The organism is Collinsella intestinalis DSM 13280 (assembly GCF_000156175.1).
In the GTDB taxonomy this organism is placed as follows: Bacteria; Actinomycetota; Coriobacteriia; order Coriobacteriales; family Coriobacteriaceae; genus Collinsella; species Collinsella intestinalis.
The window spans coordinates 750,086-770,975 of the sequence record NZ_GG692710.1; the positions used below are offsets into that span (position 1 = coordinate 750,086).

At 62.6% G+C, this 20,890-nt stretch carries 20 protein-coding genes; 12 read left to right on the forward strand and 8 right to left on the reverse strand.

Translation table 11 applies throughout. The features are described 5' to 3' along the window. Positions 1-583 precede the first annotated feature (583 nt). Positions 584-1,549 (forward strand): 3'-5' exonuclease, encoded by a 966-nt coding sequence (locus COLINT_RS03470; protein WP_006722980.1) that lies wholly within the window; start codon positions 584-586, stop codon positions 1,547-1,549. A 364-nt stretch (positions 1,550-1,913) separates the two neighbouring features. Beyond that, on the forward strand, positions 1,914-3,179 hold the full coding sequence (locus COLINT_RS03480) for an immunoglobulin-like domain-containing protein (protein WP_211203987.1): 1,266 nt from the start codon (positions 1,914-1,916) through the stop codon (positions 3,177-3,179). A 90-nt stretch (positions 3,180-3,269) separates the two neighbouring features. Here the strand turns inward: COLINT_RS03480 and COLINT_RS03485 are convergent, their stop codons facing one another. Further along, positions 3,270-3,938 (reverse strand): Crp/Fnr family transcriptional regulator, encoded by a 669-nt coding sequence (locus tag COLINT_RS03485; protein WP_050750538.1) that lies wholly within the window; start codon positions 3,936-3,938, stop codon positions 3,270-3,272. Positions 3,939-4,099: 161 nt separating this feature from the next. Here COLINT_RS03485 and larA point away from each other — a divergent pair, with 161 nt between their 5' ends. The 8 genes from larA (at position 4,100) to COLINT_RS03525 (ending at position 12,450) form a co-directional block, all read left to right on the forward strand. Next, complete coding sequence (gene larA / locus COLINT_RS03490; RefSeq protein WP_039910314.1) at positions 4,100-5,374, forward strand: nickel-dependent lactate racemase; 1,275 nt, start codon at positions 4,100-4,102, stop codon at positions 5,372-5,374. A 99-nt stretch (positions 5,375-5,473) separates the two neighbouring features. Beyond that, positions 5,474-6,205, forward strand: a complete 732-nt coding sequence (gene larD, locus COLINT_RS03495) for a D/L-lactic acid transporter LarD (RefSeq protein WP_006722985.1) — start codon at positions 5,474-5,476, stop codon at positions 6,203-6,205. Between the two features lie 60 nt (positions 6,206-6,265). Further along, positions 6,266-6,463 carry a hypothetical protein gene (locus COLINT_RS08715; RefSeq protein ID WP_156780317.1) on the forward strand — a complete coding sequence of 66 codons (198 nt, stop codon included), beginning with the start codon at positions 6,266-6,268 and terminating at the stop codon, positions 6,461-6,463. 616 nt (positions 6,464-7,079) lie between these two features. Then, entirely contained in the window at positions 7,080-7,958 is an 879-nt protein-coding gene (locus COLINT_RS03505; protein WP_211203988.1) for a hypothetical protein, read from the forward strand. 312 nt (positions 7,959-8,270) lie between these two features. Further along, positions 8,271-8,630 carry an ArsR/SmtB family transcription factor gene (locus tag COLINT_RS03510; protein ID WP_182282019.1) on the forward strand — a complete coding sequence of 120 codons (360 nt, stop codon included), beginning with the start codon at positions 8,271-8,273 and terminating at the stop codon, positions 8,628-8,630. A 103-nt stretch (positions 8,631-8,733) separates the two neighbouring features. Continuing rightward, on the forward strand, positions 8,734-8,952 hold the full coding sequence (locus COLINT_RS03515; RefSeq protein ID WP_039910316.1) for a cation transporter: 219 nt from the start codon (positions 8,734-8,736) through the stop codon (positions 8,950-8,952). Positions 8,953-9,079: 127 nt separating this feature from the next. After that, complete coding sequence (locus tag COLINT_RS03520) at positions 9,080-11,008, forward strand: heavy metal translocating P-type ATPase (RefSeq protein WP_006722991.1); 1,929 nt, start codon at positions 9,080-9,082, stop codon at positions 11,006-11,008. A gap of 206 nt (positions 11,009-11,214) precedes the next feature. Then, positions 11,215-12,450: an MFS transporter gene (locus tag COLINT_RS03525; RefSeq protein ID WP_233418331.1), complete on the forward strand. Its 1,236-nt coding sequence runs from the start codon at positions 11,215-11,217 to the stop codon at positions 12,448-12,450. A 151-nt stretch (positions 12,451-12,601) separates the two neighbouring features. Here the strand turns inward: COLINT_RS03525 and glyA are convergent, their stop codons facing one another. From glyA to COLINT_RS03540, 3 genes are all read right to left on the reverse strand, one after another. Further along, entirely contained in the window at positions 12,602-13,864 is a 1,263-nt protein-coding gene (glyA, locus tag COLINT_RS03530; RefSeq protein WP_006722994.1) for a serine hydroxymethyltransferase, read from the reverse strand. A 302-nt stretch (positions 13,865-14,166) separates the two neighbouring features. Beyond that, entirely contained in the window at positions 14,167-14,595 is a 429-nt protein-coding gene (locus tag COLINT_RS03535; RefSeq protein ID WP_039910319.1) for an FKBP-type peptidyl-prolyl cis-trans isomerase, read from the reverse strand. A 122-nt stretch (positions 14,596-14,717) separates the two neighbouring features. After that, on the reverse strand, positions 14,718-15,992 hold the full coding sequence (locus COLINT_RS03540) for a uracil-xanthine permease family protein (protein ID WP_006722996.1): 1,275 nt from the start codon (positions 15,990-15,992) through the stop codon (positions 14,718-14,720). Between the two features lie 149 nt (positions 15,993-16,141). Here COLINT_RS03540 and COLINT_RS03545 point away from each other — a divergent pair, with 149 nt between their 5' ends. Continuing rightward, complete coding sequence (locus tag COLINT_RS03545; protein WP_006722997.1) at positions 16,142-16,906, forward strand: M48 family metallopeptidase; 765 nt, start codon at positions 16,142-16,144, stop codon at positions 16,904-16,906. Between the two features lie 241 nt (positions 16,907-17,147). Beyond that, entirely contained in the window at positions 17,148-18,137 is a 990-nt protein-coding gene (locus tag COLINT_RS03550) for a hypothetical protein (RefSeq protein WP_039910320.1), read from the forward strand. A 382-nt stretch (positions 18,138-18,519) separates the two neighbouring features. Here the strand turns inward: COLINT_RS03550 and COLINT_RS03555 are convergent, their stop codons facing one another. The 4 genes from COLINT_RS03555 to COLINT_RS03570 all read right to left on the reverse strand — a co-directional run bounded on the left by COLINT_RS03555 (position 18,520) and on the right by COLINT_RS03570 (position 20,865). Beyond that, positions 18,520-18,657, reverse strand: a complete 138-nt coding sequence (locus COLINT_RS03555; RefSeq protein ID WP_006723000.1) for a rubredoxin-like domain-containing protein — start codon at positions 18,655-18,657, stop codon at positions 18,520-18,522. 135 nt (positions 18,658-18,792) lie between these two features. Continuing rightward, positions 18,793-19,305, reverse strand: coding sequence for a flavin reductase family protein (locus COLINT_RS03560; protein ID WP_006723001.1), 513 nt, complete (start codon positions 19,303-19,305; stop codon positions 18,793-18,795). A 94-nt stretch (positions 19,306-19,399) separates the two neighbouring features. Beyond that, positions 19,400-19,888: an SsrA-binding protein SmpB gene (gene smpB, locus COLINT_RS03565; RefSeq protein WP_006723002.1), complete on the reverse strand. Its 489-nt coding sequence runs from the start codon at positions 19,886-19,888 to the stop codon at positions 19,400-19,402. Positions 19,889-19,890: 2 nt separating this feature from the next. Beyond that, positions 19,891-20,865: a tetratricopeptide repeat protein gene (locus COLINT_RS03570; RefSeq protein ID WP_006723003.1), complete on the reverse strand. Its 975-nt coding sequence runs from the start codon at positions 20,863-20,865 to the stop codon at positions 19,891-19,893. Between the last annotated feature and the right edge of the window lie 25 nt (positions 20,866-20,890).

Here is a 20,890-nt window from a genome sequence, read left to right on the forward strand (position 1 = left end):
GCGGCGAACACCGCGTTCGCACGGGCGCCCGCGGCATGCTCGAGCGCCTCGAGCGCAATATAGGTCACGAACAGGAACGGCACGAGCGCAAGGGTATCCTCGAGCGCATGCTCTATGAAATGCAGCAGCAGATCCACGGCCAACTCTCCTCAACGGGAACATTCAACGGGGCCCAGGGCCCCGAGGCGTAGCTGTTTACATACCCCGCGCACCACTTGGCAAACGCACGATATGCGAGTGAACCAGTATACTAAAAGTTGCCTTTGGATAACTCGTGACAGACAGCAGTCCTTCCAGACAACAAAAAGCCGCCCGACCGCGGTCTTCCGCAGTCGGGCGACACATATGCAGATCTGGATCCGCCGCTCGGCGATCGGGAACTAGTTCGTTCCGATGGATATCGTCTCGGCCACGTTGGCCGCATCCGAATTGTCACTAAATAAGTTTCACACCTCAAACACTTCAGCCCCGCCGAGACCCTCTATACTCGTGTTCGAACGATCTTCGACCGCGCACGGGCCCGCCAAAGTACCCCGACGAGCACCGCCGCGCGGCCGCATTCTTAACGATAGGAGCTCTTCCCATGAACGCACAGCAGGCACTCGAATACTCGATGCAGCCCTTCATCCCCATGTTCATCTACGGCGACTACGACGCCATGGAATCCGAGCGCCAGCGCGGCGAGGAGGCCATGAAGGCACTGCTCGACGAATGGCGCACAAACGAGGAGCCCGGCTTCGATTTCGGCGTCATCCTCACGCTGGCCGATCAGAACCGTGAGCTGTGCGATCAGATCGGCGAGGCGCGCCTGCGCAACCTCTCGAGCCCGCTGCTCGCGCGCAACCTAACGGACGCCGACCTGTGCGCCGGCATCGGCAAGATGCAGGGCCGTGCCGCCAGCGCCGTCGCTCGCGAGGTCCGCGGCGACCGCGACGCCTACTCCGTCGCCTACGTGCGCAAGCCCATCAAGGGCACGGTGCTCGGCATCGACATCGAGACCACCGGGCGTGCACCCGAGCGCGGCTACATCATCAACGTGGGCTGGGAGATCATGGAGCTCACCAGCGACGCCGTGCCGCACGACCCGCAGGCGTTCTACTGCGGCATCCCCGATATGTACCGCGAGACGGGTGTGCCGCTGGCCGACATCCACCATATCCAGTGGTCCGACCTCGACGGCAAGACGCCCTTCCGCGAGGACGTGAAGCTGCAAAAGGAGCTGCTCAAGCTCATGAAGCGCTACCCCATCATGGCGCACAACGCAGCCTTCGAGGACAGCTGGTTCATGCTGCACCTGCCCGGTTACGCCGAGGCGCGCCGCGCGGGCAAGATCATCGTCATCGACTCACGCCACATTTGCCGCTCCGTCGACGGCGAGGTCCGCACCCTCCCGCGTGAGAGCGCGCCCGCCAGCCTGCAGAACTGGGCGCGCCGCCGCGGAACGCTTGCCGCCGACGAGAACGAGCTGCACCTGGGCCTCGACGACACGGACCTCATGCTGCGCACCGTGCAGGCGGAGTTTAACCTCAAGAACATGTTCCTCAAGTAGGGTCGTGCTGCGCCGGGGCGGTGACCCCGCTGAAAGGTCGAGCTTTTTCGTACTGTTTTCCCGATTTGCCGAGTACATACTCCTTGCGCCTTGACGCAACCTGCGGTTTTGTCGCTCTCAAGACCTCTCATACTCCGGGTTTCTCAAAATCAGTACGAAAAAGCTCCGCCACCAACGACTGCGTGACAATTTAATAAGATGACTCGCAAAAAACGCTCCTATTCTCGGAGCGTTTTCGCGTTACACTCGACGCCATGACGCCCATCGTCCGCAGGAGGCCGACGTGAACCCCAGCGATCGCAACCGACACGCACCCCGCCCTCAGGGCGCGCGCCATCCGCAGCAACCCGCTCGTCAACAGGGCGTGGCTCGCCCCCAGGTCACACATCATCCGCAGGCCCCTGCCAAACCGCACATGCGCCGAGCACCGCGCCCCAATCGAGCGACAGGCTCCCGTCAAGCCCCGCGCCTCGGTCAGGCCCCGCGCTACGACCAGACCTCGCGCTCCAGCCAGGTCCCGCGCTCCAGCCGGACCCCGCGCAATTCGCGCACGCGCATCGCAGGAATCGCCGCGGCGCTCGTCCTCATCGCGCTTGTCGGCATGGGAGGAACGGCCCTCTTCCGAGCCATGTCCAAAGGCGGCAACCCCTCGCAGGATAAGCCCGGCAGCGCGCCCATCATAGAAGACAGCACGGCCGACGGCGGCGCCGGCGAGATCGTCATCGGCCTCAACGGATCCAAAGACACCTATGTGCTCAAGGGAGAGGAATACCTCGAGGCGGGTGCCCATGCCGCCGAGCCCGCCGACGGCTTGCTCAACGCCAAGATTAAAACCTCGGGCAAGGTCGACACCTCCAAACCCGGCACGTACAAAGTGACCTATCGCGTGTCGGACTCGTCCGGTCATACCGCAAAGGCAGTGCGCACCGTGCATGTTGTCGAGTCGATGGAAACCATGCAGGGCGGCGTGCCCATCCTCATGTACCACTACGTATACGACCCCGCAAACCCACCGGCGGACCTCAACGGCAACTTCATCGCCAGCACCGCGTTTGAGCAGCAGCTCTCTTACCTCAAGGAAAACGATTTCTACTTCCCGTCGTATCCCGAGGTGAAGGCCTTCATCGAGGGGAAGCACAGCCTTCCGGCAAAGAGCGTCGTCCTCACGTTCGATGACGGCGAGATGGGCTTCCTAAACGTCGGTGTGCCCCTGCTCGAAAAGTATCAAGTGCCCGCGACTTCGTTCGTCATCGCCAGCGACGCCGACGCCGCCCAAAAGGTCATCGACCACCGCAGCCCTTACGTCGCCTTCGAGTCCCATTCCTTTGGGATGCACAAACCCGGCGGCAACGTGGGGCACGGCGGCATCATCAGCGCCATGAGCCGCGATGAGATCACGGCAGATCTCAAGCACGCGCAGGAGATCGTGGGCGGGACCCAGGCCTTCGCCTATCCCTTTGGCGACGTCACCGACGACGGCCGCGCGGCTGTGCGAGACGCCGGCATCCTCTGCGCCTTCACCACGCAAAACTCGTGGGCGCATGTGGGCGACGACGTCACCGCCCTCCCGCGCGTGCGCATCTCCGGAGAGTATTCGCTCGATTCGTTTATCGCCCTGGTGAACGGATAGGACGCGCCGGCGACAGCCAGCAGAAATGAATTCGCCCTCGCGCGTGCCGACTCGCGGGCGCCCGGCGAGCCCATGCTCACCCGACCTGGGTCAGTCCATCACATAGCGCTCCAGCATGGACGCGTCGTGGATGACGATGCGGCCATCGTGCCCGCTCGTCGAAATGACGCCCTGCTCTCTGAAACCGCGTAGGATGCGGTTCACGCTCGTGCGCGACGAGGTCCCGCAGAACTGCGCGATGTCCTCGTTTGTGACATCGAGGGCGATCACGCTCCCCTCGTCGCACGGCACGCCGAAGCGCTCGTTCAGGTCGTACAAGAACCCTCCCACGGCGCCGACCTTCCCGTTCATCGTCAGGTAACGCATGCGATAGAGGCTCTCCTCCAGGCTCGCGCGGTAATAGTCCTTCACATAGCCCAGCAGGCGAGAATCCTCATTCACGAACTCCCAGAACCTCACGCGGGGAACCGCCATGTAGATCGCCTCGGGAGATTCCACGCGCACGCTGTAGGGGGATTTCGCACGGCTGCTCACCTCGTCGCGGAGAAGCGAGACGGGGCTCGGACCCTTGATGTAGGAGATGTTGAACCGGGTGCCCTCGCGCAGCGTGACACTCGCCTTGACCACGCCCTCCACAAGAACGAACACGTACTCCTGATCGAAGCCGTAGTACGAGAGATACTCATGGCGAGCTTTGCGCATCTCGTGAAATCCCCGCTCGCGCAAAAAGTCGACGAGATAGTCAGATCTCTCGATCACGCGCACCCCTCCCCTACCTGACCTCTGGAAAGCGCAACTCTATCGGACTGTGAAGCCGAAGCTGCACCAAATGGTAACAACAAAGGTCAGACCGCCCCGATGCCATCACAACCATAGTTACCCCTCGTCCGTACCGGCAATCAACCAAGAGAGGGGCACACATGTTTGATATAGATTTGCCATATGACCGAGGACGGATGCATCTGAGCCTGCCGGATGAAAGCGTCGTCGGCGTGCTCGCGGGCAAACAGGGAGACTTCACGCCCGACGCTGGGCAGGAGGAGCTCGTCGAGCGGGCGCTCGACACCCCTTACGATTCGCCCACACTCGAGCAGCTCTGCCAGGGCAAACGTGACATCGTGATCATCAGCTCCGATCACACGCGCCCGGTTCCCTCACGCGTGACGATGCCCATCCTGCTGCGTCGCATCCACGCGGCGGCACCCGAGGCGCGCGTGCGTATCCTCGTGGCGACCGGCATGCACCGTGCGTCCACACATGAGGAGCTCGTGGACAAGTATGGCGAACGCATCGTCGCCGAAGAGGAGATCGTGATGCACGTCGCCACCGACGACGAGGCGATGGTCGAAATCGGGACCCTGCCCTCCGGCGGCAAGTGCATCATCAACCGTATCGCCGCCGAAGCCGACCTGCTGCTCGCCGAGGGCTTCATCGAGCCGCATTTCTTCGCCGGCTTCTCGGGGTCTCGCAAGTCGGTGCTGCCGGGCGTGGCCTCCTACAAGACCATCATGTACAACCACAACGGGCAGTTCGTGCACGACCCGCGGTCGCGAGCGGGCATCATCGAGGGCAACCGCGTGCACGACGACATGATGGCCGCCGCCGAAATGGCGGGCCTCGCTTTCATTTTGAACGTCGTGCTGGACGGAGAGCACCATGTCATCGGGGCGTTCGCGGGCGACATCCATGCGGCGCACGAGGCGGGCTGCGATTTTGTGCGCGGGCTCGCCGGCGTGAGCGCCGTGGACTGCGACGTTGCCATCACCACCAACGGCGGCTACCCGCTCGACCAGAACATCTACCAGGCCGTCAAGGGCATGACCGCCGCTGAAGCAACACTCGACGAAGGCGGCGTCATCATCGCGGTCGCGGGATGCGCCGACGGCCACGGCGGAGAGGGCTTCTTCAAGAACATCGCGGAAAATGACCCCGCCGCGTTCGAACGCTCCTGCATCGACCGTCCCAAGGACCAGACGCTGCCCGACCAGTGGACCGCCCAAATCTTCGCGCGCATCCTCGCCCATCATCCGGTCATCCTCGTGAGCGACCTGTGCGACCACGACATGATCCGAGCCATGCACATGACACCCGCAAGCACCGTCGACGAGGCCGTGCAGCTGGCGCGTGAGCTCAAGGGGCCGAACGCGCGCTTCGCCGTCATCCCCGATGGGCTCGGCGTCGTCGTTCAGCGCTAACGACTCGGCCCGCCAAATAAGATCGCCGCCGCCGACAGACCAGCACGACACACCGCGGCAACGATCGCCTCAGACGAAACGACCATCGAAAGGAACCTCATGATCAACCACATCTTCGCCGAATTCGCCTCGACCGCCCTCATGATCGTCTTCGGCGTCGGCGTGCACTGCGATATCACGCTCAAGGGCAGCAAGTACCGCGGCTCCGGCCACATGTTCGCGATCACCACCTGGTCGTTTGGCATCAGCGTGTGTCTGTTCATCTTCGGCGGCGTGTGCATGAACCCCGCCATGGCCCTTTGCCAGGCGATCGTTGGCCTCATCCCCTGGAGCAGCGTGGTGCCCTTTGCCATCGCCGAGATGCTGGGCGGCGTTGCGGGCGCATGCATCGCATGGCTCATCTACGCAGATGATTTCCGCGCCTCCGAAGGCGAGGTCGACGGCGTCGCCATCCGCAACATCTTCTCGACCAACCCCACGCCCGAGTCCTACAACCTGGTCCGCAACTTCTGCATCGAGGCGTTCGACACCTTCGTGTTCCTCACCGGCATCCTCGCGATCGCGGCGCAGGCGGGCGATAACCTGCTCGCGCTGGGGATCGGCGTGGGGCTGCTCGTCTGGGCCGTGGGCATGGGCCTGGGCGGCGTGACCGGCTTCGCCATGAACCAGGCGCGCGACCTCGGCCCCCGCATCGCCTACCAGCTGCTGCCCATTCGCAACAAGGTGGACAACAACTGGCTCTACGGCCTGGTGGTGCCCGGCATCGCCCCGTTCGTAGGCGCCATCGCTGCCGCGCTGTTCACCACTTCCGTTCTGGGCATCGTGTTCTAGCGGAAGCGTTGCCGCATCCCTAAGACGTGGACCGGGGCCGATGGCCTCATCCTCGCGATTGTGCTCCTGGGGATCACGTGCACCCCATCCGCGATAGCCGGCGTCGCGACCGACCTCATCCTCATGGCGTTCGGCCACGCCCAAAACGCCTCGATGCCGAGCATTTTTCTCTGTCCCATCGTGGGGCTGCTGCTCACGCCCGTCGCCGCAAAGCGCTCGATTTCCCTGCCACCGGAGATCGGCGGCACCCAGATATAAGGCCGCAGCCCCTCGTGGAGCTTTTTCGTATCGATTTGACGATTTGCGTTATAGAGCCCTGGCGTATGTAAGCTTTTCCTGCAAATACACGCACCAAAACATGCCCCATACTCGACCAACCTCCAAATTAGTACGAAAAAGCTCCGCGAGGCTAGGGCACGCCATCCCCTGGCCGCAGCTCGAGCCCAAGTCGCTCGCACCTCATGCGAAATTCGTCAATCGCCCGGCAGACAACCGCCCCATGCCGTGCATCTGCCCTCAATCTGACGGGCCGCCTGACGTCATCCAACGTGGACCCGTCGTATTTCTGACAATTATTTGTATTGAACATACAGGTAGAACCGCTAATTTGCCATTGGCTACCGTTCGGGGGAATCCATTGCCCCACGGGCAGACGTCCCTTATCCTGTCCGCCATGACAAAGGTTCTCTGCGACATATCCGCACTGCGGTACTACAGGACACCGCCCCGCTACCTTTATGCCCTTCCCCCGATCCCCGACTTCGATACCCCCTATGGACGAGCCCGACTCCGTCAAAGCCCAGTCGCGACAGGCATCATACACATCCCGATCCATGCACTGAGCTTCGGGCGCGACCGCCTGACCTCAACGCTTGTGAAACAGCATCTGTGGACCAAAGACATGCCCGCGGAGGCGATTGTCGACACGCCGTTCGACGTCTCCGTCACATCTCCTCTCCTTACGTTGTTGATGCTCTCAACTCATCTCGACCCCATCAGCACGGCCTTGCTGATATACGAATTCACCGGTTCGTTTTCGTTCTATTCCCCCAACATTAAAATGGACGACGCCATCTATCAGTCGGTAATACAAAGCGAATTCAAGAGACTCGATTCCTGGCAATGCATAACCGATACCCAGGGGAAGCCTTCAGATTTGTGGACCAGGCCGCCCCTTCTCGAATTCGACGATATCCGCTACATCCTCAACGCTGGGAAGGGGATGCGCGGACGGAACCAACTTGCAAAGGCGATGCGATACGTCACCGGGAAAGTCGCCTCCCCCTTCGAGGCGAAAGCCTCCATCCTAATCGGGTCGCCTCAACGGTTAGGAGGTCTTGGGCTCGGCGGGCTTAAAAACAACCTTGAAATCAAGCTCGATGACAGCGCCCGGCGCATTTGCGGACTGAAAAAGGCGTACGGTGACATCGTGTGGGAGGAGACACCCGATCACCCTATGGTCATCGTGGAATGCCAAGGTGAAATGGTGCACGACAGCCGCGGGAGAGCGCAAGCCGATGACGACCGGGCGCTCGCATTGGAAAGCATGGGCATCGAGGTAATCCGCATCTCCTATAAGCAGATTTCGGACCGTGCGCGTTTCGAGCTGCTCGCACAACGCCTCTCCAACACCCTGAATACAAAGCTGCCAAGTCCCACACCGAGATTGGCCCGAAAGCAATCCGAGATGCGTGACGCGCTTTTCCGCGCTTGGCCCTACCACGAAAACCGTCCATCGGGAACAAATCGCTGAGCCCATCTCAGGCTCAGTGAGCTTTTTCGTATCGATTCCTGAATCCGCCTGATATATAACGCTTCGCCCTCCTTAAAACCGCAGGATTCACTCGAGCAATGCGCTCCAGCTACTTTGTGATTCCTCAAATCGATACGAAAAAGCTCATCCAGTTCAAGCAGTTGATCCGGAATGCAGGGCAAATCGGTCGATATGAGGTTGGCGTCGGCCGATTTCCGAAGATTCACCATAGTCTCCTTGACATATGAGCATACGTTCATATAATCATTTGTAGTAGATATATGATTATGTGTTCATATGAAAGGAGGTACTATGGATACCCATGAGAACCAGTGCGGCCTGAACGCCGACACGCCGGAGCGCGCTCTGGACGACGCCGCGGAGTCCCTCCCCGAGGAGGAGCTGCTCTACGACCTGGCCGACCTCTTCAAGGTCTTCAGCGACACCACGCGCATCAAGATCCTCTACGCCCTCATGAACGATGAAAAGAGCGTCAACGAGATCGCCGAGAACCTCGGCGCCTCGCAATCCGCAGTCTCCCACCAGCTGCGCATCCTCAAGCAGGCGCATCTGGTCAAATTCCGTCGCGACGGCCGCAACATCCACTACTCGCTCGCCGACGACCACGTCCTGACCATCCTCGACCAGGGCCTTACCCACATCTGCGAGTAACCCCCACCTCAATGTAGGGACTGTCCCTACATTGAGGAACCGCGAGCAAGCGTCCACCCGGACGGTCTCGATAGTCTTCCCAACCAACCGAAAGGACCCCATCATGCGTAAGGTTTTCAAGCTCGACGAGATCGACTGCGCCGTCTGCGCCGGCAAGCTCGAAGACGCCATCAAGAAGCTCGACGGCGTGCAGGACGCCAAGATCAACTTCCTCACCCAGAAGCTCACCCTCGAGGCCGCCGACGAGGACTTCGACGCCGTGCTCGACGCCGTGGTCAAGCTCACCGCCGAGGTCGAGCCCGACTGCGAGATCCTGCGCTAAGACGCACGCGCTGCCCGACGCCCGCCGACGGCGCTGAGCGAACTGCGCGGTCACCGACCGCCCGCCCAGCCCGCACAGATACCTGTGATTCGCCGACGACCGGCGAGCCCCATCGATTGGACCATTCATGAACAAAAAGCAAAAGAAGTGGTTGAAGCGCATTCTGCTCGCGCTCGCGCTCTTCTTCACCGTCATGGCGCTCGACGAGCTCGGCGTGCTCGCGGGCATCTTCGGCGAGCCGGGCGCACTGTACGCGAGCTTCGCGCTCTACCTCATCCCCTACCTCATCGCCGGGCACGACGTCCTGCTCAAGGCATGGCGCAACATCCGCCGCGGCGAGGCCTTCGACGAGAGCTTCCTCATGGCCGTCGCCACCATCGGCGCATTCGCCATGATCTTCTTCCCCGAAACCGAACCGCACATGGCCGAGGGCGCTGCCGTCATGCTCTTCTACCAGGTGGGCGAACTGTTCCAAAGCTATGCCGTGGGCAAGAGCCGCAAGTCCATCGCCGCCATGATGGACATCGCCCCCGACTACGCCAACATCGAGCGTAATGGCGAGCTCGTGGAAGTCGATCCGGATGAGGTGCAGGTCGGCGACATCATCGTGGTCAAGCCCGGCGAGCGCGTGCCGATCGACGGCGTCGTGGTCGACGGCACCTCGCAGCTCGACACGGCCGCCCTTACCGGCGAGTCTGTGCCGCGTCACATCGAGGTGGGCGGTGAGGTCATCTCCGGCTGCATCAACATGACCGGCGTCCTGCGCATCCGCACCACCAAGCTCTTCGGCGCGTCGACCGTGAGCCGCATCCTCGAGCTCGTGGAGAACGCCAGCGAGAAGAAGGCGCGCACCGAGAACTTCATCACGCGCTTCGCCCGCGTCTACACCCCCATCGTCACCCTCGCCGCCGTCGCCATTGCCGTGGTCCCGCCGCTGCTGGGCATGGGCGCCTGGGCCGGCTGGATCCTGCGCGGCCTGACCTTCCTCGTGGTGAGCTGCCCGTGCGCGCTCGTCATCTCCGTGCCGTTGTCGTTCTTTGGCGGTATCGGTGGCGCGAGCCGCCTGGGCATCCTGGTGAAGGGCTCCAACTATCTCGAGGCACTCGCACAAGTCGACACGGTCGTTTTCGACAAGACGGGCACCCTCACCTCGGGCACCTTCGGCGTCGTGGGCGTGCACCCGGCAGACGCTATCGACGGCGACCAGCTGCTCGCCGTGGCCGCGCATGCCGAGGCATTCTCCGACCACCCCATCGCCCTCTCGGTCAAGAAGGCGTATCTGGACGAGGCTCCCGCGGATTCGGAGCGCATCATCGACCAAGCGCGCATCGAGGGTGCCGCCGAGGAGTCGGGACACGGCGTGAAGGCGACCGTCGACGGACATGCCGTCCTGGTGGGCAATGACAAACTCATGGGCGCTCACGGCATCTCCTGCCCCGATTGCGAACTCACCGGCACCATCTTGCATGTGGCGATCGACGGCAGCTACGCCGGCCACATCGTCATCGCCGACACCGTGAAAGACGACGCTGCCCAGGCCATCGCCGACCTGCACGCCGCGGGCGTGGAGCGCTGCATCATGCTCACGGGCGACCGCGAGGAGGTGGCCCGCTCCGTGGCCTCCGACCTCGGTCTTGACGAGTACCATGCCCAGCTGCTGCCCGGCGACAAGGTCGAACAGGTGGAGCGCATCCTCGACTCCACCCGAGGCAACCTCGCCTTCGTGGGCGACGGCATCAACGACGCGCCGGTCCTCACCCGCGCCGACGTGGGCATCGCCATGGGCGCCATGGGCTCAGACGCCGCCATCGAGGCTGCCGACATCGTGCTCATGGACGACAAGCCGAGCAATATCGCCCGCGCCATCCGGGTCGCGCGCAAGACCATGCGCATCGTGCACCAGAACATCGTGTTCGCGATCGGCGTGAAGCTGCTCATCCTCGCGCTCGCCGCGGTGGGCATCGCCAACATGTGGCTCGCCGTGTTCGGCGACGTGGGCGTAGCGGTGATCGCCATCCTCAACGCCATGCGCGCAATGAACGTGAAAGATTGCTAGCGACGCGAGAACACGCCCGCATCACCCATATGACGCCCCGTCGATCCCGACGGGGCGTTTTGCATCGTGGGAGGCCGAGTCAGGCCGGCAAACCGCTTTTCGCGAGCACGGCGCCCCTCGTCGAGGGCGCTCGCCCGCCGGCTCCCAGCCATGGCATAATGGTCAATTTGAACACCGATGACGCCCAAATCACGATGGGAGCACCCGTGACACCGAGTACTCGCACCGACACCCCGGTCGCACCCGCCGCGCCTCAGGACACCGTCCACCTCACCCCGTACGCGCTGCTGTGCATCGGCCTGCTCATCGCGCTCGGGTTCTCACTCGGCTGCTCCGAGTTCATCGTGATCGGCATCCAACCCGAGATCGCGCGTGATTTCGGCGTTCCACTTTCCCAAGCGGGTATGCTCATGAGCGCGTTCTCCATCACCTACGCCATCGCAACGCCCGTGTTGGCCCTCAGCACCGGCCGCATCCCCCACCGCACGCTGTTGATCGGCTACTCCGTCCTATTTTGCGCTGGCAACAGCGCCGCGGTGCTCGCCACGAGCTTCGAGATGCTGCTTGCGGCCCGCGTGCTCATCGGCCTGGTCTCGGGCGCCCTACTCGCCATCGGCGCGACCTACATCCCCGAGCTCGCCGGCATGAAGCGCATCTCGATCTGCATCTCGCTCGTATACGCCGCGTTCTCCATCGCCATGGTCATCTCCACCTCGGCGGGCAAGTTCATCGCCGCCACCTGGGAGTGGCACTACGCCGTCATCGGCACGCTCGTCATGTCCCTCGTCGTGTGTGCGGCGCTCATCCTCGTGCTGCCCCGCACCGGCGCGACCGATATCCCGGCCACCGCACGCGAGCAGATGCCGCTCCTGCGCGACCCGCGCATCATCGCCGGAACCGCCATCTTCATGTTCGGCGTGGGCTCCATCTACGTGTTCTACGGCTACGTAACGCCCTACCTCGAGAACATCCTCGGCATGGGAACCCTCGAGGCGAGCGGCGCGCTCATGGCGTACGGCGGCATGTGCTTCGCCTCCAACCTGCTCAGCGGCTGGTGCGACGCGCGCTTCGGCGTGAAGACCATGCTCGTGAGCTTTCCGATCCAGGCAGTCTTGCTCTTCGGCCTCTGGGCGGTCGGCCCCGCCATGCCCTGGGCCCTCGCGATCATCCTCGGCATCGCCCTCACCATGTACGTGGTGAGCACGCCGTGCATCTCGCTGTTCATGACCACCGCCGCCGAGGAGTACCCGCAGGCACTCACGCTGGCAAGCTCGCTGGAGCCCACGGCGTTCAACGTGGGCATCGCCTTCGGCACCGCCGTGGGCGGCGCGGTCATCTCCGGGCCCGGCATGCCGTACGTGGGCCTGGTGGGCGCTGCGTTCTCGCTCGTCGCATGGGCGCTCGCGGCGCTCACCGTGCGCCTCGCCACCAAACGGCGGTAAGAGCCTAGGCTGCAGAGACGTCCGCGGCGGCGGCAGGGACCTCGGCGGCGGCGGACGTCCCGACAGCGGCAGGGACCTCGGCTGTCGAGACGTCCCAGTAGCGGTGGACGTCCCAACAGCAGCGGAGACCTCGACAGCAGCGAAGACCCGGCTACGCCATCCCCGGATACAGCGGATGCGCCTCGAGCAGGGTTTCCACGCGCTTGCGCACGCACATGCGCTCCCTCGCGTCTTGCGGAGCAAACACCACGCGCGCGATAAGGCCGCCGATCTCATGAAACTCCTCGGCCGTGAAGCCACGCGTAGTGGCCGCGGCAGACCCCACGCGGATGCCGCTCGTCACAAACGGGGAACGCGTCTCACCGGGAATCGAGTTCTTGTTGACGGTGAGCCCCACCGCATCGAGCAGCGTCTCGGCATCCTTGCCCGAGATGCCCGCGGCCGTGAGATCGACCAGACACAGGTGGTTATCGGTCCCACCGGACACGAGTCGCAGGCCGCCTGCCGCCATCCCCTCGCCAAGTGCCGCGGCGTTCTCGACCACATGGTCGATATACGCCTTGAACTCGGGGCGCAGGGCCTCGCCGAATGCCACCGCCTTACCCGCGATCACATGCATGAGCGGGCCGCCCTGCGTGCCCGGAAACACCGCCTTGTCGATGGCGCGAGCCAGGTCGTCGTCATTGGTGAGGATAAAGCCGCCGCGCGGACCGCGCAAGGTCTTGTGGCTCGTCGAGGTAACGACATCGGCATGCGGAAAGGGCGAGGGATGCGCGCCCGTCGCAACCAAGCCGGCGATATGCGCCATGTCCACCATGAGACAGGCGCCCACGCCATGCGCGATGGCTGCGATGCGCTCAAAATCGATAGTGCGCGCGTAGGCGGAGGCGCCAGCCACGATCAGCGCCGGGTGCTCGGCCTCGGCCAGGCGCTCGAGCTCGTCATAGTCGATGATCTCAGTCTCGAGAGACAGGCCGTAGGGAACGAAGTTATACAGCTTGCCCGAGAAGTTCACCGGGCTGCCGTGGGTGAGATGGCCGCCATGGTCGAGGCTCATGCCGAGGATCGTGTCGCCAGGCTTCACAAGGGCCGCGTAGGCCGCCAGATTGGCGTTTGCGCCGCAGTAGGGCTGCACATTGGCATGCTTGCACCCGAACAGCCTGCAAGCGCGCTCGCGGGCCAGATCCTCCACCACGTCGACCTGCTCGCATCCGCCGTAGTAACGATGCGCGGGGTAGCCTTCGGCATACTTGTTGGTGAGCACGCTGCCCACTGCCTCGAGCACGGCCGGACTGGTGAAATTCTCGGAGGCGATGAGTTCGATGCTTCGACGCTCGCGGGTGAGCTCCCCCTGGATCGCCTGCGCGATGGCGGGGTCGCGGTCGAAAAGCACGCGGGACGGGGATTCAAACATGTGGGTCTCCGTTCTTGTGATGTTCACGGCCGCCGGCCGGATTCGCCGCACATGGCAGACGGCTCGCGGCAGCCGTAATGTCATATCCTGAGTAACGTTTTGCTTCTGCCCAAAAGACTATGCTTGTAAACGTCGTGGGCGGCCAAAGGCACTCGCGCATCGGGAAATGCTCGACCAGCCCGGACAAGGACATGCACGGAAAACAAAATGCCCGAGCCACGACGGCCATAAGCACGACCGGAAAACAAAATGCCCGAGCCTCAAGGGCCCGGGCATCCCATTTCATCTGTGCGAGAGCGGCGTTACTCCACGACCTCGACGAGCTCGATATCGAAGTTGAGGTCGCAGCCGGCCAGCTCGTGGTTGGCGTCGAGCTTGACGCCCTCGGGCGAGACCTCGACGACCGTCACGGGCACGGGCATACCGCCAGGCCCCTGCAGGAAGAGCTTCATGCCGACCTCGATCTTCTCGAAATCCGGCACCTGGTCGGCCGGGAAGAAGAGGATCATATCCTCGGAGCGCTCGCCATAAGCCTCGGCAGCCGGGATGTGGACGGTCTTCTTCTCGCCCACCTCCATGTCGAGCACGGCGGCGTCGAAGCCCTTGATCATCTGGCCGGCGCCGGCCACGAACTCGATGGGCTCGCCGCGATCGTAGCTGGAATCGAACTGGGTGCCGTCGTCGAGCGTGCCGCGGTAGTGGGCCTTGACCGTCTTACCCTGGTTGGACATGTGCATCCTCTTTCTATCGTTGTGGCCCCGCCTGGATGGAGGCGGAAAGCTTCTGAGATTGCCGAAACGAGCGCGTTCTGCCCGCCGGCACGTGGAACCACTATACCCGAGCGCGTGGAAGCTTAAGCCCTCGCCTCGCCCTTCTTCTCCTGCGGGAGCACCAGGTTCAAGATGATGCCCACGAGCGTGGAGGTCGCCATGCCGGGCAGGGTGTAGTCGCCCAGCGGGATGGCGATGCCGGAGGTCTCCATGCCCACACCCAGGATGATCACGACGGAGGCTATCATGAGGTTGCGGTTGACGTCGAAGTCGACGCCGTTTGACACGAGCATGCGCAGGCCGTTGGAGGCGATGAGGCCGAACAGCAGCAGGCACACGCCGCCCATGACCGGGCTGGGGATGGAGTTGATGAGCGCGGCGAGCTTGGGGCACAGGCCGCCGACGATGAGCGCGAATCCACCGGCATACCAGAAGATCTGGGTCGAATACACGCGCGTGACGCTCATGACGCCGATGTTCTCGGCATACGTGGTGGTGGGAGGACCGCCGAGGAAGCCCGAGATCATGGTGGACAGACCGTCGCCGGCGAGCGAACGCGGCAACAACGGGCGATAATCCTTGTCGACGATCTCGCCCACGGCGAGCAGGTGACCGATGTGCTCGATGACCGTCACAACGGCGACCGGCGCAATCAGCGCAATAGCGCCCATGTCGAACTTGGGAAAGCTCACGTTGGGCAGACCGACCCATGCGGCCTCGGCGATGGGCGCGAAATCGACCATGCCAAAGGCGATGGCGACCGCGTACCCCACGACGATGGCAAGCAGGACCGGCACCGTGCCGACGATGCCGCCACGGCCGGAGAAAATCACGGCCGCGAGCAGGGTGATGGCGGCCACGATGGCGCCCTGCGGGTTGAAAACCGATGCTCCCGCAGCGTCGGTGCCCATGAAGGCCATGTTTGCGGCGGTGGCCGAGAGCCCCACGCCAATGACCACCATGACCGAGGCGACGAGCACGGGCGGCAGCAGGCGGTCGAGCCAGCCGGTGCCGACGAACTTGATGATGCCAGCCACCACCAGGAACACCGCACCGGCGACAATCACGCCGGACATGGCCGCATCGAGCCCCTGTGTGGCGCCGACCGCGATGATGGGGCTGATGAAGGCGAATGAACTGCCCAAGTAGCTGGGGATCTTATTACCGGTGACGAGCAGGTAGCAGATGGTGCCGATGCCCGAGCACATGATGGCGACATTGGGGTCGAGGCCGGTCAGCACGGGCACGAGCACCGTAGAGCCGAACATGCTCATCATGTGCTGGATGCCCAGCGGGATGGCGCGGGCGGGCGAGACTCGGTCATCGACGCCGATGACCTCGCGCTCATGGTGACTCATGGGCGCTCCTTTCGATTGGTGACATTCGGTCTATGGTACCGTGTTGGACGCCCCATGGGCGAACAATTCCCCACGGGAGCACATCTTGGTCGGCAGGTCTTTACGAACGGGACCGCAGTGTCGCAGATCAGCGAAAGGAGTCCGCAACGATGGGCGCAGGCATCATCCTCAACGTTGACGGACTCGAGATTCCCGTGAGCGTCGTCCGCAAACGCGTGAAAAACCTCAACTTGCGCGTTCGCGCGGACGGGACCGTCACGCTCAGCATCCCGCAGCATCTACCGCTCGCCCGCGCACAAGAGTTCCTCGAACGCAAGGGCAACTGGATCGCCGAGCGCGTCCGCCACAACATCGAGCGCAGGCCCTCGCCGGACTTTGCCGGCGAGCTGCCCAACCGCATACCGCTCTGGGGAAAGCTCGTCCCACGCGACTCCATTCACGCGAACTCAGGTCAGGCCGTCGGCGGGCAGGGTGCCGGCGGTCGGGCGATCCCCGGTCAGGCCGCTTCTGGCCGGGACGCTGGCGATCAGGGCGCCCCTGGTCAAACCACCATAGATCAAGCCGCCCTCGACGAGCTCTACCGCACCGAAGTGCTGCGCGCGCTGCCCGATGTGGTCGAGCGCATGGAGGCCCGCATCGGCGTCCATGCGACGCGTTGGAGCGTTCGCGTGATGAAAACACGCTGGGGTTCGTGCACGCCGAAAACCGGCGCAATCCGCATCAACGCCCGACTGGCCGCCTATCCGCCCGAGTGCCTGGAGTTCGTGGTGGCGCACGAGCTCGTGCACCTTCTGGAGCCGAGCCACAACGCCCGCTTCCACACCCTGCTCGATGAATTCTGCCCGGACAATCGGGGCATTGCTCGACGGCTCAAACAACAGCCCATCTCGAGCGAACGTGATGCAATCGAGTGACAACGACACCGGTCGGCTGATCCCCGTGTAAAAGGTCGATACCAAGAAACGCTCCGATCCGCCTTGCATTGCCAGGCAAAAGCATGCGCAATTCCTCCGAAGAAAATGGTGAATGCATGCATTATGGAGGAGCTCCATCTCGATACCAGTACGGTCAGTTTTTTGACAGGTGGACAACGACACCATCAGAACGCGTTTTCGGTATGGTCACCGTGGGACCCCACTGAAACGGAGATGAGGCGTGAACTCTGGAAATACGACAGAACGCAGGCTCGAATTAGCCATACGACACGGATATCTATTGATTCCGAAAGACCCAAATGAGAAGAGAAGACTCGACTATCGCCTGGCAAGGGGGATTGTCTGCATGCCGTTTCCAGGAGCCTATGCGCTCGTCGAGTCATTCAACAAGCTCGATCCGCGGGTGCAAGCTCGCATGACGCTCAAAGCCGCCCATACGCTTCATCCCGGCTGGACGTTTTGCTTGTTTTCGGCGGCAGCGGCACACGGCCTTCAAGTTCCGCAAGAACTGCTTTCCCGGATGCACGTCGCGATATCGCCCAGCGAAAGCCGCCGCAAGCATCCCGGCCAAGTCGCCTGTCACATTGATAAAGGGGGTGGGCACGTACTCGCGGATAACATCCCTTGCACCACCCTCATGCAAACGACGTTAGATTGCCTTTGCGCCTCCACTTTTCGCCAAGGCCTCGCGATTGTCGACTCCGTCCTCCATCATCGTCTCGCGACGAAAGAGCAGTTGATCGAATACTTCGCCGCGCATGGCAAGGGCCGACGTGGAATCAGGCAAGCGCGAGAAACACTTAAATACGCCGATGGGCGAAGCGAAAACGGTGGGGAATCTATTGTCCGGGCAGTCATCATAGAGCTCGGATTTGAAACACCGGAGCTTCAAATCGAAATTGAGGATCCGATGATGCCCGGAGTGTCGAAGCGAGCAGATTTAGGCTGGAAACTATCGGATGGCAGATACATTCTTGCCGAGCTCGATGGATTTGCAAAATATCTCACCAAGGGCGCACGCCATTCCAAAGTCGAGAAAACCGAGTTGGCCGTCCAGTCCATGCGAGCCGAAAGGCTACGCGAATCGCACCTCAACTTGACAGGAGCGGTCATCCTCCGATTCTCATTTGCCCAGGCTCTCGACACGTCTTATTTCTTTCAGCTACTGGCCACCGCCGGCGTACCGCTTGCCGGAGAGAGAACATTGTAGGTTTCAGACGATTCCGGGCTGGCAACCGATCCTGGGGTCCCGGACAGGCCTTCGATTCCAGGATGACCCTCGTCACCGAACACATCTTCGGTGCAGTTCGGCAAACGTCGGTGCACTTTGGAATCTTCGGTGCACTTACAGGCCAATTTCCACGGCAATTTTCGTCGACAGGTGCACCGAAGATTAAAAAGCGCACTGAAGATCAGGATCCCCCCATAGGAGCCCGCCGTCGCGGCGGACCAATTGCCCGCAATCGCGGTGGGCCAAGTGCCCGCCATCGCGGCGGGCCAAGACCCCGCCCCTTCACCAGACACACAAAAAGGGACGTCTCCGAAGAGACGTCCCCTTGATGATCCAGTTACCTGGCAGTGGCGGATGTGAGTTACTCCTCGACGGCCTCGAACTCATCCGGGCCAACGCCGCACACGGGGCAGACGTAGTCCTCGGGCAGCTCGGGGGTGTCGACCTCGACCTCGAAGCCGCAAACAACGCAAACGAACTTGTAAGTCTTGTCAGCCATGATGGCTCCTTTCACAGGCGAATGAACGTAAGCAGAGTATACCCAAGTTCCAAATGCCACACACAGGCGGAATGAACCTCGGAACCTCTCGTTGCCAATATGTTACTGGAATTGTTTCCTATTAGCAAGAGCTTTTTACTCGGCCTGATACGAACTCGCCTTGGGAGGCGTCTTGCCCTTGAGCGTGCTGTGATAGTACGCATACGTGAGCGGGGGTTCATCCGAAAGGCGCTCGGCCTGCTCCACCTCGCCGACAAACAAGTAATGCGTACCCACGTCGACCGTGTCGATCAAGCGACAGCCGTACACGGCGCATGCATGCTCGGGACAATACGGACTCCCCACCTCGGAGACCGCAGTCTCGTATTTGGCGAACTTGTCATACGTGTCGCTAGTACGGAAGCCGAAGTTACCGATATAGGGCATGTCGGCCGTCTGATCGATCGCGGTAATCGTGAACGCGCCCGCGCTTTTGATGACGCCGGCGGTCACGTTGTCCTTGTGGACCGCCACGCTCATGCGAATCGGGTCCGCCGTGACCTGCACCGCGGTGTTCACGACGCATCCCGCCTTGAGGCCGTCGGCCTCGGCGGACACCACGTACAACCCGTAACTCATAGCGAACATCGCAGTTGAATCGATTGCCATGGCACTCCCCTTTCTGAAGGCGCTTGCCTCCAGTATAGGACTTGGCGCGGACGGCCGAAATAGGCGCAGACGGACACTCGACAATCCCGGCCAACTATCGGCTTCGCTGCTTGAGGGCGCGGTCGATCTCACGCTGCATGTCGCGCTTTGCCATGTCCTCGCGCTTGTCGTAGAGCTTCTTGCCGCGACCGAGGCCAAGCAACAGCTTCACACGGCCGTCCTCGTTGAAGTAGAGCTCAAGCGGGACGAGCGCAACACCGCGCATGCGCAACTTGCCGTCGAGGTAGTCGATCTGCTTGCGATGCAACAGCAACTTGCGGCGACGATCGGGGTCGCGATTGAAGATCGAGCCGTTGGAGTACGGGTGGATATGCACGTTGTGCAGCCAGCATTCGCCGTTGCGAATGAGGGCGAAGGAGTCGGTGATCTGACACGCGCGCTCACGCAAGCTGCGAACCTCGGTGCCGGCGAGCTCAAGACCGCACTCAAACGTCTCATCGATGAAATACTCATGATGCGCGGAGCGATTCTTGGCGATCAGCTTCTTCTCCCGGCGCGGCTTGCGGGCGAATCCATCGGCCATGGCTACTCACCGTCCTTGAAGTCGACGGAATCCGAAGACGCGGAGCCGGCTGGCGCGGCGGGTGCGGCATCGGTCGCCTCGCCGTCGTCGGACTCTGCGGACGCGGCTCCCTGGCCAGCGGCCGCTTCCTCACGCTCGCGGGCGAGCTCGGCGTCGGACTCGCGAATCAGGCGGATGAGCGCCTCGCATGCGGGGGCGCCCACCAAGTCACGTGCGAGCAGGGTCAAGCGGGTCGCCTCGTTGCGATCGCCCTCGGAAGCGGCATCTGTCGCGCACATGAGAAGGCAAACGGCGATCTCGGCGTTCGCACCGGTGCCAATGCCATGCTCCTCGAGCTGCTTGTTCACAACCTCGTCCGAAAGCTCGCCGAGCTCGGGATGTTCCTTATCGAGCTGCGCGGCGAGAGCGGTTGCAGCGGCATCGGCATCGCAGGCGCGAATCGCGGCACGACGGCAGCCCTCAGCAGCGGCCAGGTTCTCGCCCGCAAGGAAATACTGACCAAGGTTGGCGAAAGCACGAGCAAGGGCCTGCGGCGTGGTCGCGCGGTCAAGCACGGAAGCGGAAAGCGCGGCCCACTCCTGTGTGTCGCCCAGAGCTCGAAACACCTCGGCAAGGTTCAGACGATGCGCGCAGTTCATCGGGTTCCAGCGCACAGCCTGCTTGAGGGCGTCGCGCGCGGACTCGTACTCATGACGCTGGATGTAGATGTAGGCCAGGTCGGCATACAGGCGATCGAAAGGCGCCTCGACCTGTGAGAGCTCGCGAGGATCGCGCTCGACACGGCGATAGGCAAGATACTCGAACGGGCTCGAGAAGCTGAACCACTGGCGGGCGTCCGTGGCGATGCACGCGGTGTCGGCATACTCCCCCGCCTCAGACGCGAGCTCCTCCAACAACACGGCCGCTGTCTCAAGCTCACCCTCGGCGAGCAGATTCTCGGCATAGTCGATGTCATGCGCCGCAATGGGCATTTCCATAGTGTCCTCCTTGATAGAGTCGAAA

What these genes read in the sequence shown, in the direction of transcription:
- COLINT_RS03540 (WP_006722996.1), bottom strand. Translation starts at nt 15,992, where the DNA reads ATGAGTCACCATGAGCGCGAGGTCATCGGCGTCGATGACCGAGTCTCG.
- larA (WP_039910314.1), top strand. Translation starts at nt 4,100, where the DNA reads ATGTTTGATATAGATTTGCCATATGACCGAGGACGGATGCATCTGAGC.
- smpB (WP_006723002.1), bottom strand. Translation starts at nt 19,888, where the DNA reads ATGGCCGATGGATTCGCCCGCAAGCCGCGCCGGGAGAAGAAGCTGATC.
- COLINT_RS03545 (WP_006722997.1), top strand. Translation starts at nt 16,142, where the DNA reads ATGGGCGCAGGCATCATCCTCAACGTTGACGGACTCGAGATTCCCGTG.
- COLINT_RS03535 (WP_039910319.1), bottom strand. Translation starts at nt 14,595, where the DNA reads ATGTCCAACCAGGGTAAGACGGTCAAGGCCCACTACCGCGGCACGCTC.
- COLINT_RS03510 (WP_182282019.1), top strand. Translation starts at nt 8,271, where the DNA reads ATGGATACCCATGAGAACCAGTGCGGCCTGAACGCCGACACGCCGGAG.
- larD (WP_006722985.1), top strand. Translation starts at nt 5,474, where the DNA reads ATGATCAACCACATCTTCGCCGAATTCGCCTCGACCGCCCTCATGATC.
- COLINT_RS03555 (WP_006723000.1), bottom strand. Translation starts at nt 18,657, where the DNA reads ATGGCTGACAAGACTTACAAGTTCGTTTGCGTTGTTTGCGGCTTCGAG.
- COLINT_RS03470 (WP_006722980.1), top strand. Translation starts at nt 584, where the DNA reads ATGAACGCACAGCAGGCACTCGAATACTCGATGCAGCCCTTCATCCCC.
- COLINT_RS03520 (WP_006722991.1), top strand. Translation starts at nt 9,080, where the DNA reads ATGAACAAAAAGCAAAAGAAGTGGTTGAAGCGCATTCTGCTCGCGCTC.
- glyA (WP_006722994.1), bottom strand. Translation starts at nt 13,864, where the DNA reads ATGTTTGAATCCCCGTCCCGCGTGCTTTTCGACCGCGACCCCGCCATC.
- COLINT_RS03515 (WP_039910316.1), top strand. Translation starts at nt 8,734, where the DNA reads ATGCGTAAGGTTTTCAAGCTCGACGAGATCGACTGCGCCGTCTGCGCC.
- COLINT_RS03560 (WP_006723001.1), bottom strand. Translation starts at nt 19,305, where the DNA reads ATGGCAATCGATTCAACTGCGATGTTCGCTATGAGTTACGGGTTGTAC.
- COLINT_RS03570 (WP_006723003.1), bottom strand. Translation starts at nt 20,865, where the DNA reads ATGGAAATGCCCATTGCGGCGCATGACATCGACTATGCCGAGAATCTG.